This is a genomic window from Rhodanobacter sp. UC4451_H18 (assembly GCF_052978225.1).
The window spans coordinates 2,895,523-2,911,128 of sequence record NZ_CM129663.1 but is presented as its reverse complement, the minus strand read 5'-3'; the positions used below and the strand labels follow the sequence as shown (position 1 = coordinate 2,911,128).

The 15,606-nt window shown below is 65.2% G+C and carries 10 protein-coding genes and 2 rRNA genes; 1 reads left to right on the top strand and 11 read right to left on the bottom strand.

Translation table 11 applies throughout. The features are described 5' to 3' along the window. Positions 1–42: 42 nt before the first annotated feature. The 7 genes from ACVCMG_RS13100 to ACVCMG_RS13070 form a co-directional block, all read right to left on the bottom strand. A complete protein-coding gene (locus tag ACVCMG_RS13100) occupies positions 43–951 on the bottom strand; it encodes a septal ring lytic transglycosylase RlpA family protein (protein ID WP_447114309.1) in 909 nt (302 codons plus the stop codon). Beyond that, positions 948–1,952 (bottom strand): lytic murein transglycosylase B, encoded by a 1,005-nt coding sequence (gene mltB, locus ACVCMG_RS13095; RefSeq protein ID WP_395120247.1) that lies wholly within the window; start codon positions 1,950–1,952, stop codon positions 948–950. Before mltB ends, ACVCMG_RS13100 begins: the two co-directional genes overlap by 4 nt. Positions 1,953–2,048: 96 nt before the next feature. Further along, positions 2,049–3,164, bottom strand: a complete 1,116-nt coding sequence (rodA, locus tag ACVCMG_RS13090; protein WP_395120248.1) for a rod shape-determining protein RodA — start codon at positions 3,162–3,164, stop codon at positions 2,049–2,051. Further along, positions 3,161–5,122, bottom strand: a complete 1,962-nt coding sequence (mrdA, locus tag ACVCMG_RS13085) for a penicillin-binding protein 2 (protein ID WP_395120249.1) — start codon at positions 5,120–5,122, stop codon at positions 3,161–3,163. The genes rodA and mrdA overlap by 4 nt, the downstream gene beginning before the upstream one ends. Positions 5,123–5,138: 16 nt before the next feature. Further along, positions 5,139–5,624 (bottom strand): rod shape-determining protein MreD, encoded by a 486-nt coding sequence (mreD, locus tag ACVCMG_RS13080; protein ID WP_395120250.1) that lies wholly within the window; start codon positions 5,622–5,624, stop codon positions 5,139–5,141. Then, positions 5,621–6,586 carry a rod shape-determining protein MreC gene (mreC, locus tag ACVCMG_RS13075; RefSeq protein ID WP_447114308.1) on the bottom strand — a complete coding sequence of 322 codons (966 nt, stop codon included), beginning with the start codon at positions 6,584–6,586 and terminating at the stop codon, positions 5,621–5,623. Before mreC ends, mreD begins: the two co-directional genes overlap by 4 nt. A 21-nt stretch (positions 6,587–6,607) precedes the next feature. Continuing rightward, positions 6,608–7,654 (bottom strand): rod shape-determining protein, encoded by a 1,047-nt coding sequence (locus ACVCMG_RS13070; RefSeq protein WP_395120252.1) that lies wholly within the window; start codon positions 7,652–7,654, stop codon positions 6,608–6,610. A 272-nt stretch (positions 7,655–7,926) separates the two neighbouring features. Between ACVCMG_RS13070 and ACVCMG_RS13065 the strand changes: the two genes are divergently transcribed. After that, complete coding sequence (locus ACVCMG_RS13065; RefSeq protein WP_395120254.1) at positions 7,927–8,862, top strand: carbohydrate kinase family protein; 936 nt, start codon at positions 7,927–7,929, stop codon at positions 8,860–8,862. 7 nt (positions 8,863–8,869) lie between these two features. Here ACVCMG_RS13065 and glpK read toward each other — a convergent pair whose 3' ends face one another. The 4 genes from glpK to ACVCMG_RS13045 all read right to left on the bottom strand — a co-directional run bounded on the left by glpK (position 8,870) and on the right by ACVCMG_RS13045 (position 15,492). Further along, the gene (gene glpK / locus ACVCMG_RS13060) at positions 8,870–10,375 is read right to left on the bottom strand and encodes a glycerol kinase GlpK (protein WP_447114307.1); all 1,506 of its coding nucleotides are present in this window, start codon (positions 10,373–10,375) and stop codon (positions 8,870–8,872) included. Then, complete coding sequence (gene glpD, locus ACVCMG_RS13055; RefSeq protein WP_447114306.1) at positions 10,372–11,910, bottom strand: glycerol-3-phosphate dehydrogenase; 1,539 nt, start codon at positions 11,908–11,910, stop codon at positions 10,372–10,374. The genes glpK and glpD overlap by 4 nt, the downstream gene beginning before the upstream one ends. Positions 11,911–12,197: 287 nt before the next feature. Further along, positions 12,198–12,311: ribosomal RNA gene (gene rrf, locus ACVCMG_RS13050) — 5S ribosomal RNA — on the bottom strand. 302 nt (positions 12,312–12,613) lie between these two features. Further along, a 23S ribosomal RNA gene (locus tag ACVCMG_RS13045) occupies positions 12,614–15,492 on the bottom strand. Between the last annotated feature and the right edge of the window lie 114 nt (positions 15,493–15,606).

Below are 15,606 nucleotides of genomic sequence, written 5' to 3'. Positions count from 1 at the left end.
TTGCGCGCGCCGAAGTGGCAAGGAAGCCTGCGCAAATCCTGCTCAGTCTACCGCGACCTGCGGCGAGGGCAGACCCATGCGTTCGATCCGGCGACTGACTTCGTCGGCGCGATCCACGCTGTCCAGCGGGCCGACCCGCACGCGGCGCAGGCGCTGGCCATGCGCCACGCCGTCGATCACCTGCACCGTGCCGAGGTCGGCCGCACGCAGGCGCCGGGCCAGGCGGTCGGCATTGGACGCGTCGGCGAACGCACCCACCTGCAGGTAGATTCCCGGGTGCCTGCCTGAGACCGCCTCCGGCGGCGGCAGTTCCTGCGCCGGATGCGCCGGGTCGATGCCGCGCACCTCGACCAGGCCGGTGCCCTTGGGCCAGATGCCGATCTTCACTGCCGCGGCATAGGACAGGTCGATCAGCCGGTTGTCGTGGAACGGTCCGCGGTCGTTGACCCGCACGACCACGCTCTTGCCGTTCTCCAGGTTGGTGACGCGCGCGTAGCTGGGCAGCGGCAGCGTGGTGCTGGCCGCGCTGAACGCGTACATGTCGTAGGTTTCGAGGTTGGAGGTCTTGTAGCCGTGGAACTTGTTGCCGTAGAACGAGGCGATGCCGCGCTCGTCGTAGCCGCGCGCCGTGGACAGCACGCGATAGGTCTTGCCGCGCACGCTGTAGGGCGACTTGTTGCCGTAGCGCGAGCGCGGCTCGGCCTTCGGCACCGGCTCGGACAGCTTGCTGACGTCGATCGGCGGCGGCACGCTGTCGCGGCCGTCGCGGTAGCGGCTCGATTGCGGCCGACTGAGGTCGTCGTGAATGCCACCTTCACCCGCGGGCGATGCCGTGCCGGACACGCCGCGATGGCCCGCGCCGGACGACGACGACGGCCGGCTGCGCGGCCCGCTGCACGCGGCAAGCAGCGCGCTGGCCGCGAGCACGGCGGCGACCGCGACGAACCTCACCGCGCCGCGTCCGCCTGCGCCACGCCGGCGGCGATCGCCTGCGCCAGCTGTTCGACGGCCATCGCGTACAACGGGCTGCGGTTGTAGCGGGTGATCACGTAGAAATTCTGGAAGGTGAACCAGTACTCCGGCCCGGCCGGGCCTTCGAGCTGCTGCAGGCTGGCGAGCCGGCCGGGGTCGATCCGCTGCAGCGGCGCGTAGCCCCAGGCCTCGAACTGTTCCAGCGGATGCTTCGGCATGAGCTCGTTGAGGTCGCTCGCGTGCGCCTTGGCATCGGGCTGCGCCCGCGCCGCCACCGGGGCATCGCGCTCCCAGCCGTACCCGTGCAGGTAGTTGGCGACGCTGGCCACGATGTCGTCGGCCGAATCGTGCAGGTCGATGCGACCGTCGTGATCCTCGTCAACCGCGTAGTCGCGGATGCTCGAAGGCATGAACTGGCCCCAGCCCTGCGCGCCGGCATAGGAGCCGACCAGCGAGTCCAGCGGACCGGCCAGCTTGCTGGCGGGAAGCTCCAGCAGGGTCTTCAGCTCGTCGCGGAAAAACGGCGCGCGCGGCGGGTAGTAGAAGGCCAGCGTCACCAGCGCATCGAGCACCTTGTAGCGGCCCACGATGCGGCCGTAATTGGTCTCCACGCCGATGATCGCCACCACGTATTGCGGCGCCACGCCGTACTCGGTCGCGATCCGGTCGAGCAGTGCGCGATGCTGCTGGTAGAACGCGATGCCGCCGTCGATGCGGGCATCGGTGAGGAAGATCGGGCGATAATCCTTCCACGGCTTGGCCTCGGCCGGGCGGCTGATCGCGTCGAGGATCGACTGCTGTTTGGTGGCGCCGTCGAGCAGCGCATTGAGCGCGGCCGGGCTCTGGCCGGTGTCGTGCGCCACCTCCTGCACCAGTTTCGCCTGCCCCGGATGGGCGGCCAGCGCGGTGTCCGTTCCAGCCACCCACGACAGCAGGACCAGCAGGCAACAGCACACACGGGACACGGGATGCACGGACATGCAAGGCCTTCGCAAAGGGAAAATCGGGGTCAGCGAGAGCCTACCATGCAAGCCGCGGCGACTTCGGCCCCACGCATGGCGCGCGCGGGGCGCGATTCAGATGTGGCTCTTGCGATTGGCATGGATCGACATCAGCACGCCGAAACCGGTCAACAGCGACACCGCCGACGTGCCGCCGTAACTGATCATCGGCATCGGCACGCCGACCACCGGCAGCATGCCGGCCACCATGCCGCCGTTGACGAACACGTAGACGAAGAAGCTCATGCCGATCGCGCCGGCGAGCAGGCGCGAATACGTATCGCGCGCCTCCATCGCGATCCACAGGCAGCGGCCGATGATGAACGCGTACAGCGCGATCAGCGCGCACACGCCGACCAGGCCGAACTCCTCGGAGAACACCGCGAAGATGAAATCGGTGGTGTGCTCGGGCAGGAAATCCAGCCGCGACTGCGTGCTGTGCAGCCAGCCTTTGCCGAACACGCCGCCGGAGCCCACCGCGATCTGCGACTGGATGATGTGCCAGCCGTTGCCCAGCGGATCGGATTCGGGATTGAGCAGGGTCAGCACGCGATCGCGCTGGTACTGGTGCAGGAAGTGCCAGCCGATCGGGATCATGCCCACCACCGCGCCCACCAGCAATCCGATGCGCCACCACGCCATGCCGGAGAGGAACAGCGCGAACGCGCCGGCCGTGGCCACCAGCACCGCCGTGCCCAGGTCCGGCTGTTCGGCGATCAAGGCGGCAGGAATGGCGATCAGGATGCCGACCACCGCGATGTCCTTCCAGCCCGGCGGCAGCTGCCGCGGGTGGAGGTACCAGGCCACCATCATCGGCGTGGTGAGCTTGAGCAGTTCGGACGGCTGGAAACGCATCACGCCCAGATCCAGCCAGCGCATCGAACCGCGCCCTTCACCGAGGATCGCCACCACCACCAGCAAGGCGACGCTGACGGCGTAGAGGCCCGGCGTCCAGCTGCGCAGCACCGGGGGCGGAATGCGCGAGACCAGCAGCAGCAAGGCGCCGCCCAGCACGAAACGCGCGGCCTGGCCACCGACCAGGGCCAGACTGCGATCACCCGCGCTGTAGAGCGTGGCCAGGCCGATCAAGGCCAGCACGAACAGGCCGGCCGCCAGCGGCAGGTCGATCCGGCGCCGGGTCATCACCCGGTGCGCGAAGCGGCGCATGCGCGCGCGCAGCACGCCGATCATGGTTGCACCTCGCTGCTGGCGGACACGGGCACGTCCTCGACGACCGAGCCGGCCGGTGCCGGCGCGGCGGATGGGAGCGGTGCGGCATCCGGCAATCGCTCGGCGCCGGGCAGCACGCCCTGGTGGGTGGCCAGCCACGCATCGAGAATCTTGCGCACGATCGGCCCCGCCGCCGAAGCGCCCCAGGCGCCCTGCTCCAGCACCACGGCTACGGCGATCTGCGGGTGGTCGGCCGGCGCGTAGGCGATGAACCAGGCGCGATGGCGGGTGGCCAGATACGCGGTGTTGCGATTGGTGTCGTACGCGTCGCTGGTGCGCGAGTAGCGCTCGGCGGTGCCACTCTTGCCGGCGATCGCGTAAGGGAAGCCGTCGTTCAGGCCCTTGCCGGTGCCTTCGGTGATCACCGCGCGCATGCCCGCGTTGATCACCGCCCAGTCGCCGCGCTGGCGGATCAACGTGGCGCCCGGCGGATTGGGCAGCGGCTGGCGCTGCGCCTCGCCGACCGTGCTGGTGGCCATGCCCAGCCGCGGCAGGTACGGCACGCCACCGCCGGCCAGGGTCGCCACCGCATGCGCCAGTTGCAGCGGGGTAACCGCCCAGTAACCCTGGCCGATGCCGGCGATCACCGTTTCGCCGGGATACCAGGGCTGCTTGCTGTTGGCCGCCTTCCACTGGCGCGAGGGCAGGATGCCGTCGGATTCGCCGATCAGGTCGATGCCGGTCTCGCGGCCGAAGCCGAAGCGACTCATCCACTGGCTCAGCCGGTCGATGCCCATGTCCAGCGCCAGCTTGTAGAAATACGTGTTGGTCGACTTCTCGATCGCGGTGACCATGTCCACCGTGCCGTCGCCGCCGCGCTTGTCGTCGCGGTAGCAGCGCGTCTGCCCCGGCAGGCAGAACTGACCGTTGGAGAACACCGTGTCCGACGGCTTGCGCAGGCCCAGCTCCAGCCCGCCGAGTGCAAGGAACGGTTTCACCGTCGAGCCCGGCGGATAGACGCCCCGCAGCGCGCGGTTGTACAGCGGCTTGTCCGGGTCGGTGGTCAGCGCGCGGTAGTCGGCCTGGCTGATGCCGTTGACGAACAGGTTGGGATCGAACGTGGGCACGCTGACCATCGCCAGCACCTGGCCGTTGCGCGGATCGATCGCCACCGCCGCGCCGGGACGGCCCTCGAATGCCGCCTCGGCCGCCTTCTGGATGCGCGCGTCGATGCTCAGGTAGAGGCTGCGGCCGGGCGTGGGCGCATGGGTTTCCAGCACGTGCTGGGTGCGGCCATCGGCGTTGACCTCCAGCAATTCATAGCCGGGCTTGCCGTGCAACACGTCCTCGTAGGAACGCTCCACGCCGCTGCGCCCGACATGGCTGGTGCCCTGGTAGCGATCCGCGTCCAGCCGCTGCAGGTCGTCGGCGTCGATGCGCCCGACGTAGCCGACCACGTGGGCGAACAACGGGCCGAACGGATAATGCCGGGTCAGGTAGGGCACCACGTCGACGTTGGGAAAGCGCCAGCGATTGACCGCGAAACGATCGATCTCGTCTTCGGTCAGGTGCATCTTCAGCGGCACGCTGTCGAAACGCCGGCTCTGCCGCAACTGCTTGTTGAACGCGTCGATGTCGTCCTGGTCCAGCGGCACCACCTGGCCCAGCCGCGCCAGCAGAGCGGGCATGTCCTTGACCTGCTCGGGCACCACTTCCAGCCGGAACGCCGGCACGTTGTCGGCCAGCACCACGCCGTTGCGGTCGTAGATCAGGCCGCGCGCCGGCGGGATCGCGCGCGGCTTGACCCGGTTGTTGGTCGAGCGGGTGGCGAACTCGTCGTGTCGCGCGACCTGCAGCACCACGTAACGCCCGACCAGCCCGCCCAGCCCCAGCAGGATCAGCACGAAACCCACCAGCGCGCGTCGACGGAACAGCGCGGTCTCGTCACGGACGTTCTTGAGCGCGCGGCGACTCTTCATCTCACCGGCTCATGCTTCATTGGATCCGCAGCCGCGCGCGCAGGTCGTCGAGCAACAGGAACAGGAACGGCCACAACGCCGCGCCGACGAAGGGGGAAATCCACCAGCTCGCCGGCGGCAGCGAGGCGCCGGCCAGCATGCGCACCAGCAGCAGCAGGAAGCGATCGTTGAGCAGCAAGGCCAGCACCGCCAGCGCCTGCTGCCACATCGGGAAGAAGCGCAATCGCGAACGGAATCGCACGGTGATGAAGACCAGCGCGCACAGCCGCAGCGCCTGCTCGCCCAGCAGCACGCCGTCGAGGAGGTCCGCAAGCAATCCGACGCCGAAGGCAAGGCCCAGGCTCACCCGGTCTTCCGCTTCCAGCGCCCAGTACAGCAACACCAGCGCCGGCCAATACGGCTTGAACGGCTCCAGCACGCCGGGCAGCGGCACCAGCATCAGCAGCAGCGCCGCGGCCAGCGTGCCGACGAACCACCACTGGCTCAGCCGCGCGCGACTCATCGCGGTATCCCGCCGGCCTGACCCGGGTGCACCGCTGGCGCGGCCACGCTGGCGGAAGCGGCCGGCGCCAGGACCTGCGGCGGACCTGCCGGAACGGGCAGGTCGGGCGGCCCCTTGGGTTCGGCCTGGTCGTGCAGCAGCAGTACATCGGTGCTGCGATCGAGGTCCGCCGCCGGCGTGGCCAGGGCGACCTGGAACATGCCGGTCGGCGCCGGCGCCACGCTGTCGATCCGGCCCACCGGGAACCCCGGCGGAAAACGGCCGCCGATGCCCGAGGTGAGCAGCTTGTCGCCAGCGCGCACGTCAGCCGCCAGCGGCAGGTTGGGCAGGCTCAGCTGGTCGCCGTCGCGCGAACCGTAGGCCACCGTGCGCAAGCCGGTACGCGCGATCGTCACCGGGATCGCATGCGAGGGGTCGGTGATCAGCATCACCACGGCAGTGTGCGGCAGCACGGCCTTCACCTGGCCCATCACGCCGTGGGCATCGATCACCGGCTGTCCGGGCTCGACGCCGTCGCGCGAGCCCATGTTCAAGGTCAGCTCATAACGGTACGCGCCGAGATCCACGCCGATGACCCGCGCCAGTTGCACGTTGAGCTTCAGGCTGTGCTGGGTATCGAGCAGCCGCCGCAGCCGTTCGTTCTGCTCGGCGACCGCGGCCATGCGGTTCAACTTGGCGTTGGCCAGCAGCAGGTCTTCGCGCAGGCGCTGGTTCTGCGAGGTCAGCAGCTGGCGATCGGCAAACGCGACGCCGAGGGTGTGCACCCCGGCCGCAGGCAGGCCGGCCAGCCGATAGACCGGCTCGACCACCGCCGAGGCGGCCGAGCGCAGCTGCCACAGCCAGCCATTGCGCTGGTCAAGCACCATCAGCACCACCGCCAGCGCCAGATAGACGATCAGCCGCAGCGTGCCGGCCGCGTTGCCGGCAAACAGGGGGGAAGAACCTTCGCGTGCGCGCGCCATCGCGGCCCCCGTTGCCGCGCGCTATTCGGGCGAGAAGAAGTCGCTGCCATGCTGATCGATCAGCTCCAGCGCCTTGCCGCCGCCGCGCGCCACGCAGGTGAGCGGGTCGTCGGCCACCTGCACGTGCAGGCCGGTTTCCTCGGAGATCAGCCGGTCCAGGTCGCGCAGCAGCGCGCCGCCGCCGGTGAGCACGATGCCGCGCTCGGCGACGTCGGAGCACAGTTCCGGCGGAGTCTGTTCCAGCGCCGACTTCACCGCCGCCACGATGCCGGCCAGCGGCTCGTGCAGTGCCTCGAGGATTTCGTTGGAGTTGATCGTGAACATGCGCGGCACGCCCTCGGCAAGGTTGCGCCCGGAGATCTCGATCTCCTTGACGTCGTCCTGCGGGAACGCGCAGCCGATCTGCAGCTTGATCCGCTCGGCGGTGGATTCGCCGATCAGGGTGCCGTGGTTGCGGCGCACGTAGTTGATGATCGCCTCGTCGAAACGATCGCCGCCGACGCGGGCGGACTGCGAGTAGACGATGCCGTTGAGCGAGATCACCGCCACCTCGGAGGTGCCGCCGCCGATGTCCAGCACCATCGCGCCGCGCGCCTCGTGCACCGGAATGCCGGCGCCGATCGCCGCAGCCATCGGCTCTTCGATCAGGAACACGTCGCGGGCACCGGCGCCTTCGGCCGATTCCTTGATGGCGCGGCGCTCGACCTGGGTCGAGCCGCACGGCACGCAGACCAGCACGCGCGGGCTCGGCCGCAGGAAGCGCGACTTGTGCACCTGCTTGATGAAGTGCTGCAGCATCGCCTCGGTCATGGTGAAGTCGGCGATCACGCCGTCCTTCATCGGGCGCACCGTGGCGATGTTGCCCGGCGTGCGGCCCAGCATGCGCTTGGCGTCGCCACCCACCGCCGCGATCGTGCGCGGACCACCGGGGCCGCGGTCCTGGCGAATCGCCACCACCGAAGGCTCGTTCAACACGATGCCCTGACCACGCACGTAGATCAGCGTGTTGGCCGTGCCGAGGTCGATGGAGATGTCGTTGGAAAAGATGCCGCGGAACTTCTTGAACATGGGTCCGCCGTGGGTCGGCCAGGCTAAACAGACAAGCTCGCCAGTCTAGTCAGGCCCACCGTTCCACGCAAGGAAAAACACGTTAAGAAACCCTTGTGCAACACGGCCATAAGCGATTTTCCTGTGCCGTGGACTGAACTGCGAAGCAGGTCGCGAAGTCGCCAGCGCGGACGGATGGCGGTACGATGGCGGCCTTTGGCTGCAGGGACCGATTCTGCCCGTCCGGGCACGCACCCGCAGCCTCCCATCTCAAATCGGGGTTTTCTCGCATCATGCCTGCCGTCATCTGCGGATCGCTCGCCTACGACACCATCATGGTGTTCCAGGATCAGTTCAAGAACCACATCCTGCCCGACCAGATGCACATCCTGAACGTGTCGTTCCTGGTGCCGGCCATGCGGCGCGAGTTCGGCGGCTGCGCCGGCAACATCGCCTACAACCTCAAGCTGCTGGGCGGCGACCCGCTGCCGGTGGCGGCGGTGGGCCAGGACTTCGCGCCCTACCGGCAGCACATGCAGGACTGCGGCATCCGGCTCGATGGCGTGCGCGTGTTCGAGGAGCAGTTCACCCCGCAGTGCTTCATCACCACGGACCTGGACAACAACCAGATCACCGCCTTCCACCCCGGCGCGATGTCCAGTGCGCAGGAGAACCACGTCCGCGACATCCCGCAGATCGACTTCGCGATCGTGGCGCCCGATGGCCGCGAGGCGATGCTGCAACACGTCGACGAATTCGCCGCGCGCGGCGTGCCGTTCATCTTCGATCCCGGCCAGGCGATGCCGTTGTTCAACGGCGACGAGTTCCGCTCGATGATCGCCAAATCGACTTACGTGATCGTCAACGACTACGAATCCCAGTTGCTGCAGACGCGCACCGGCTGGAGTGCGGCGGAGATCGCCAGCCATGTCACCGCCTACATCGTGACCCAGGGTCCACGCGGTTCGGTGATCCACGTGGGCGAGGAGAGCCACCACATTCCGCCGGCGCGCGAGCGCGTCATCGTCGATCCGACCGGCTGCGGCGACGCCTACCGGGCCGGCCTGATGTTCGGCATCATGCATGGCAAGGACTGGCCCACCACCGGCCGGATCGCCTCGCTGATGGGTGCGCTGAAGGTCGAGCACCCCGGCACCCAGAACCAGCGTTTCAACTACGCCGAGTTTGCCGCGGAGTTCGCCGACCAGTTCGGATACGCACTGGACTGAGCGGAAGTCAGCTCGCGGGAAAGCCCATCGTGGCCTGCACCGCCGCTTGCCAGCCGCTGTAGAGGCGCTCGCGACGGGATGCCTCCATCGCGGGATCGAAGCGGCGATCCTGCTGCCACAACCGCGCGATCTGCTCGCGGCTGTCCCAGACGCCGACCGCCAGGCCGGCCAGATAGGCGGCGCCCAGCGCGGTGGTTTCGGTAATCCGGGGCCGCAGCAGCGGCACGCCGAGCATGTCGCTCTGGAACTGGGCCAGGAAATCGTTGCCGATGGCGCCGCCGTCGGCGCGCAACTCCTTCAGCGCGATGCCGGCGTCGGCCTCCATCGCGGCCAGCACGTCGCGCGTCTGGTAGGCCATCGACTCCAGCGCCGCGCGTATCAGGTGCTCGCGGCTCGTGCCGCGCGACAGGCCGAAGATGGCGCCACGCACGTTGGCGTGCCAGTACGGTGCCCCCAGCCCGGCGAAGGCGGGCACCAGATACACACCTTCGGTGGAATCCACGCTGTCGGCGCAGGCTTGCGATTGCTCGGCCCGGTCCAGCAGGTGCAGGCCGTCGCGCAACCATTGCACCACCGAACCGGCCACGAAGATGCTTCCTTCGAGCGCGTATTCCACCTTGTCGCCCAGCTTCCAGGCCAGCGTGGTCAGCAGGCCATGCTGCGACGGCACCGCGGAGAGTCCGGTGTTCATCAGCATGAAGCAGCCGGTGCCATAGGTATTCTTGGCCATGCCCGGCTCGAAGCATGCCTGGCCGAACAGGGCGGCCTGCTGGTCGCCTGCGATGCCGCAGATCGGCACGTCGCGACCGAAAAAATACTTCGGCTCGATGCGCCCGTAGATCTCGCTGCAGCCGCGCACCTGCGGCAGCATCGAGGCGGGCACGCCGAACAGGGCCAACAGGTCGTCGTCCCAGCATTGCCGATGGATGTCGTACAGCAGCGTGCGCGAGGCATTGGTCACGTCGGTGACGTGGGTGCGACCGCCGGTGAGGTTCCACACCAGCCAGCTGTCGATCGTGCCGAACAGCAGTTCACCGCGCTGCGCCCGTTCGCGCACCCCGCTGACCTGCTCGAACAGCCATTTCAGCTTGGTCGCGGAAAAATAGGCGTCCAGCAGCAGACCGGTACGCTCGCGCACCAGCGCGTCGACGGCCTCGCTGCGCATGGACTCGCACAGTTTCGCCGAATGCCTCGACTGCCACACCAGCGCGTTGTACACCGGCTCGCCGGTAGCACGATCCCAGACCACGGTGGTTTCGCGCTGGTTGGTGATGCCGATACCGGCCACCGCCGACGCCTCGATCCCGGCCTTGTGCATCGCTTCCGTCAGGGTGACCTGGACGCTGGTGAGAATGTCGCGCGGGCGATGCTCGACCCAGCCTGAGCGCGGAAAGATCTGCTCGAACTCGCGCTGTGCCGAAGACACCACGCAACCTTGCGCGTCGAAGACCATCGCGCGTGAACTGGTGGTGCCCTGGTCGATGGCGACGACGAAGTGTGCTTTCCCGCTCATGCCGACTGTGCCTCTGCTCTCTCCGCGGTTGCACCCACCAGCATCGGAACCATCCGCGCCACGTAAGCGTGCACCCGGTGGTGTTCCACAGGACTCAGGCGCAACCCGAGCTTGGTACGGCGCCACAGCACGTCGTCGCCGCTGCGCGCCCATTCCGCGCGGATGAGATAATCCAGTTCGAGCTGGTAGAGGTCGGCGCCGAAGTGCTCACCCAGATCGCCCATGGCGCACGCTTCGCCGAGCAGGGTTTCGGTGCAGGTGCCGTAGTGCCGGAACCAGCGATGCGCGAGCGAGGAAGGCAGCCAGGGCCAACGCTGCGACCAGGCCGCAAGCAGCCGTTCGGCATCGGCAAAATCGCCGCCTGGCAAGGGATCGCCTTGGGCAGTCCATGCCGACCGCTCGGGCCACAAGACCTCAGCCAATTGATCCACCGCTTCCTCGGCAAGTCGCCGGTAGGTGGTGATCTTGCCGCCGAAGACATTCAGCAGCAGGGCGCCCTGTTCGTGGTCCAGCGTGATGCGATAGTCCCGGCTGACCGTGCTGGCGTTGCCATCCTCATCCAGCAGCGGCCGCACGCCACTGTAACTCCACACGACATCCTTCGGCTGTACCGGCGTGCGGAAGTAGCGATTGACGGCGTCGCACAGGTAGCGAACCTCGCCAGCGTCGATCACGACGTTCGCGGGGTCGGCGGCATAGTCGAGATCGGTGGTGCCTACCAGGGTGTAGTCGTCCTCATAGGGGATCGCGAACACGATGCGTCGATCGGGCTGCTGGAAGATGTAAGCGTGGTCGTGTTCGAACAGCCGCGGCAGTACGATGTGGCTGCCCTTCACCAGCCGCACGCGTGGATGCCGATCGCGGCCCAGCACGTCACCCAGGAAGCGCCCGGCCCACGGGCCGCACGCATTGACCAGCACCTTCGCACGGCAGCTGTCCATCTGCCCGTCGGCGCCAAGCAGTTGAGCCTGCCACACGCCATCCTCGACGTGCGCGGAGACGCAGCGCGTGCGCACCCGGACATCGGCCCCGAGCCGGTGCGCATCCATCGCGTTGAGCACGACCAGGCGCGCGTCCTGCACCCAGCCATCGGAGTACACGAAACCGCGTGTGTACGTGTTTTTCAACGGCGCGCCGCTGACATGGCCGCGCAGATCCACCGCGCGCGAATCGGCCAGCGTCCGATGGCCGGCACCCAGGCTGTCATACAGCAACAGGCCGAGCCGGATCATCCAGGCCGGGCGCAGGTGCGATTCGTGCGGCAGGACAAACAACAGCGGCCAGGCAATGTGCGGTGCCAGCCGCATGACCACCTCGCGCTCGGCCAGCGCCTTCGCCACCAGCCGGAATTCGTGCTGTTCCAGGTAGCGCAAGCCGCCATGGATCAGCTTGGTGCTTGCACTGGAGGTGTGCCCGGCCAGGTCGTCCTGCTCGCAAAGCGTCACCGAAAGTCCGCGGCCTGCCGCATCACGTGCCATTCCCGCCCCATTGATGCCGCCACCGACGATCAGGATGTTCGTGTCATGCCCCGCCATCATCGCCCTCGCCTGCGCCGAGCCGGCAACCCCACGACACGCTAACACGCCGCCCCTGCAACCAGTCGGCCCGTGTCATGGAGCGGCCTTCCCGGCACAGCTTTGCTCCTGTTTTGCCAGGAACGTAGCGGGTTGATCGCGGGATGGGCGGCGCTTGCCACCCGAGCGCAGGTCCACCTCGAGAACGAACTCCCTGGCGGTGACCTGTTGCAGGTTGCGGGCGGCGTTGGCGGCGGCAGAAAAGAAAAACCCCCACCGTTGCCGGTGAGGGTGTTTCGGGATAAAGCCCCTGGCGGTGACCTACTCTTGCATGGCAAAGCCACACTACCATCGGCGCATGCGCGTTTCACTTCTGAGTTCGGGATGGGATCAGGTGGGACCACGCCGCTATGGCCGCCAGGGAAGGGGTGGGAGCAGCGCGCGTGCGCCAGCTCCACGTTTCTGAAGAGGCGGCCCTGACGGCCGGCTCTTCCGCGAAAGATCCCTCGAGGTGTTGAAGAGTCCGCCATGGATGGCGAGGTGTTGACTCTTCTTTCCGTGAGAGGGATCTCACGTGAGATAAATCGTAAACGAGTGACAAGCGTCGAGGTGAAATTCAAACGTTTCGAGACAGTGCTCGAGGCGGCTCCTTTGAAGAGTCCGGCCAGGGATGGCCGGTGGCTCCGCAGAGGGACCTGCGTCAAACAAAGCCACTTGGGGTTATATGGTCAAGCCGCACGGCTCATTAGTACAGGTAAGCTCAACGCATTGCTGCGCTTCCACATCCTGCCTATCAACCACCTGGTCTTGATGGTGCCTTCAGGAGAGTCAAGCTCTCGGGAGATCTCATCTTGGGGCGTGCTTCCCGCTTAGATGCTTTCAGCGGTTATCACTTCCGTTCATAGCTACCGGGCAATGCCTCTGGCGAGACAACCCGAACACCAGCGGAACGTCCACTCCGGTCCTCTCGTACTAGGAGCAGCCCCCCTCAAATCTCCAACGCCCACGACAGATAGGGACCGAACTGTCTCACGACGTTCTGAACCCAGCTCGCGTACCACTTTAAATGGCGAACAGCCATACCCTTGGGACCGGCTACAGCCCCAGGATGTGATGAGCCGACATCGAGGTGCCAAACACCGCCGTCGATATGAACTCTTGGGCGGTATCAGCCTGTTATCCCCGGAGTACCTTTTATCCGTTGAGCGATGGCCCTTCCATACAGAACCACCGGATCACTAAGACCTACTTTCGTACCTGCTTGATCCGTCGATCTCGCAGTCAAGCACGCTTATGCCTTTGCACACAGTGCGCGATGTCCGACCGCGCTGAGCGTACCTTCGTGCTCCTCCGTTACTCTTTGGGAGGAGACCGCCCCAGTCAAACTACCCACCATACACGGTCCCTGACCCGGATAACGGGCCGAGGTTAGAACGTCAAGCACTTCAGGGTGGTATTTCAAGGATGGCTCCATGCAAACTGGCGTCTGCACTTCAAAGCCTCCCACCTATCCTACACAGAAGAACTCAACGTTCAGTGTAAAGCTATAGTAAAGGTTCACGGGGTCTTTCCGTCTTGCCGCGGGAACGCTGCATCTTCACAGCGAATTCAATTTCACTGAGTCTCGGGTGGAGACAGCGCCGCTGTCGTTACGCCATTCGTGCAGGTCGGAACTTACCCGACAAGGAATTTCGCTACCTTAGGACCGTTATAGTTACGGCCGCCGTTTACTGGGGCTTCGATCAAGAGCTTCGCCTTGCGGCTGACCCCATCAATTAACCTTCCAGCACCGGGCAGGCGTCACACCCTATACGTCCACTTTCGTGTTTGCAGAGTGCTGTGTTTTTGATAAACAGTCGCAGCGGCCAGGTTACTGCGACCCATCGGTGCTCAGCTACGCATGTAGCCACACTGATGGGCGCACCTTCTCCCGAAGTTACGGTGCCATTTTGCCTAGTTCCTTCACCCGAGTTCTCTCAAGCGCCTTGGGATTCTCACCCTGCCTACCAGTGTCGGTTTACGGTACGGTTCTTCTACAGCTGAAGCTTAGTGGCTTTTCCTGGAAGCGTAGTATCAGTCACTTCGCCCAAAAGGGCTCGTCATAAGTGCTCGGCATAAAGGATCCCGGATTTGCCAAAGATCCATGCCTACCTCCTTTCCCCGGGACAACCAACGCCCGGTAGACCTAACTTTCTCCGTCCCCACATCGCACTGTAGAAAAGTGCGGGAATATTAACCCGCTTCCCATCGACTACGCATTTCTGCCTCGCCTTAGGGGCCGACTCACCCTGCGCCGATGAACGTTGCGCGAGGAAACCTTGGGCTTTCGGCGGGGGGGCTTTTCACCCCCCTTATCGTTACTCATGTCAGCATTCGCACTTCCGATACCTCCAGCAGACTTTACAATCCACCTTCACAGGCTTACGGAACGCTCCTCTACCGCGCACATTGCTGTGCACCCCGAGCTTCGGTGTCTAGCTTAGCCCCGTTAAATCTTCCGCGCAGACCGACTCGACCAGTGAGCTATTACGCTTTCTTTAAAGGATGGCTGCTTCTAAGCCAACCTCCTGGCTGTCTATGCCTTTCCACATCGTTTTCCACTTAGCTAGAACTTGGGGACCTTAGCTGCGGGTCTGGGTTGTTTCCCTTTTCACGACGGACGTTAGCACCCGCCGTGTGTCTCCCGGATAGTCTGTCCTGGTATTCGGAGTTTGCCATGGTTTGCTAAGTCGCGATGACCCGCTAGCCATAACAGTGCTCTACCCCCAGGAAGATTCGTCCGAGGCGCTACCTAAATAGCTTTCGAGGAGAACCAGCTATCTCCGAGTTTGTTTAGCCTTTCACTCCTATCCTCAGCTCATCCCCATCTATTGCAACAGATGTGGGTTCGGTCCTCCAGTGCGTGTTACCGCACCTTCAACCTGGCCAAGGATAGATCACTCGGTTTCGGGTCTACTGCCTGAGACTATGCGCCCTATTCAGACTCGATTTCTCTTCGCCTCCCCTATACGGTTAAGCTTGCCACAGACAGTAAGTCGCTGACCCATTATACAAAAGGTACGCAGTCACCCTTGCGGGCTTCCACTGCTTGTACGTATACGGTTTCAGGGTCTATTTCACTCCCCTCTCCGGGGTTCTTTTCGCCTTTCCCTCACGGTACTAGTTCGCTATCGGTCAGTCAGGAGTATTTAGCCTTGGAGGATGGTCCCCCCATGTTCAGACAAGGTTTCACGTGCCCCGCCTTACTCAATTTCATATCAAGTGCCCTTTCGTCGACTGGGCTATCACCATCTATGGCCGGCCTTTCCATGCCGTTTGACTAGAACACAAGATACTTTTGGGCTAGTCCGCGTTCGCTCGTCGCTACTGACGGAATCTCGGTTGATTTCTTTTCCTCCGGGTACTTAGATATTTCAGTTCCCCGGGTTCGCCTCGCATGACTATGTATTCATCATGCGATACCGCTTGCGCGGTGGGTTTCCCCATTCGGACATTGCCGGATCAAAGCTTGTTGCCAGCTCCCCGACACTTTTCGCAGGCTGCCACGTCCTTCATCGCCTCTGACTGCCAAGGCATCCACCGTATACGCTTAGTCGCTTGACCATATAACCCCAAGTCGCCTCGGGGCATGCCCCCTCCTCAGGGGCAGCCAAGTTACTTCGTTTCGTGCCTTAACACTTGCCTCGGTTCGGTTCGAACCAAGACGCTTGTCACTCG

Excerpts from the sequence above, each read along its gene's own strand:
- mreD (WP_395120250.1), bottom strand. The coding sequence starts at position 5,624 with ATGAGTCGCGCGCGGCTGAGCCAGTGGTGGTTCGTCGGCACGCTGGCC.
- ACVCMG_RS13070 (WP_395120252.1), bottom strand. The coding sequence starts at position 7,654 with ATGTTCAAGAAGTTCCGCGGCATCTTTTCCAACGACATCTCCATCGAC.
- mreC (WP_447114308.1), bottom strand. The coding sequence starts at position 6,586 with ATGGCGCGCGCACGCGAAGGTTCTTCCCCCCTGTTTGCCGGCAACGCG.
- rodA (WP_395120248.1), bottom strand. The coding sequence starts at position 3,164 with ATGATCGGCGTGCTGCGCGCGCGCATGCGCCGCTTCGCGCACCGGGTG.
- glpK (WP_447114307.1), bottom strand. The coding sequence starts at position 10,375 with ATGAGCGGGAAAGCACACTTCGTCGTCGCCATCGACCAGGGCACCACC.
- ACVCMG_RS13065 (WP_395120254.1), top strand. The coding sequence starts at position 7,927 with ATGCCTGCCGTCATCTGCGGATCGCTCGCCTACGACACCATCATGGTG.
- mltB (WP_395120247.1), bottom strand. The coding sequence starts at position 1,952 with ATGTCCGTGCATCCCGTGTCCCGTGTGTGCTGTTGCCTGCTGGTCCTG.
- glpD (WP_447114306.1), bottom strand. The coding sequence starts at position 11,910 with ATGGCGGGGCATGACACGAACATCCTGATCGTCGGTGGCGGCATCAAT.
- mrdA (WP_395120249.1), bottom strand. The coding sequence starts at position 5,122 with ATGAAGAGTCGCCGCGCGCTCAAGAACGTCCGTGACGAGACCGCGCTG.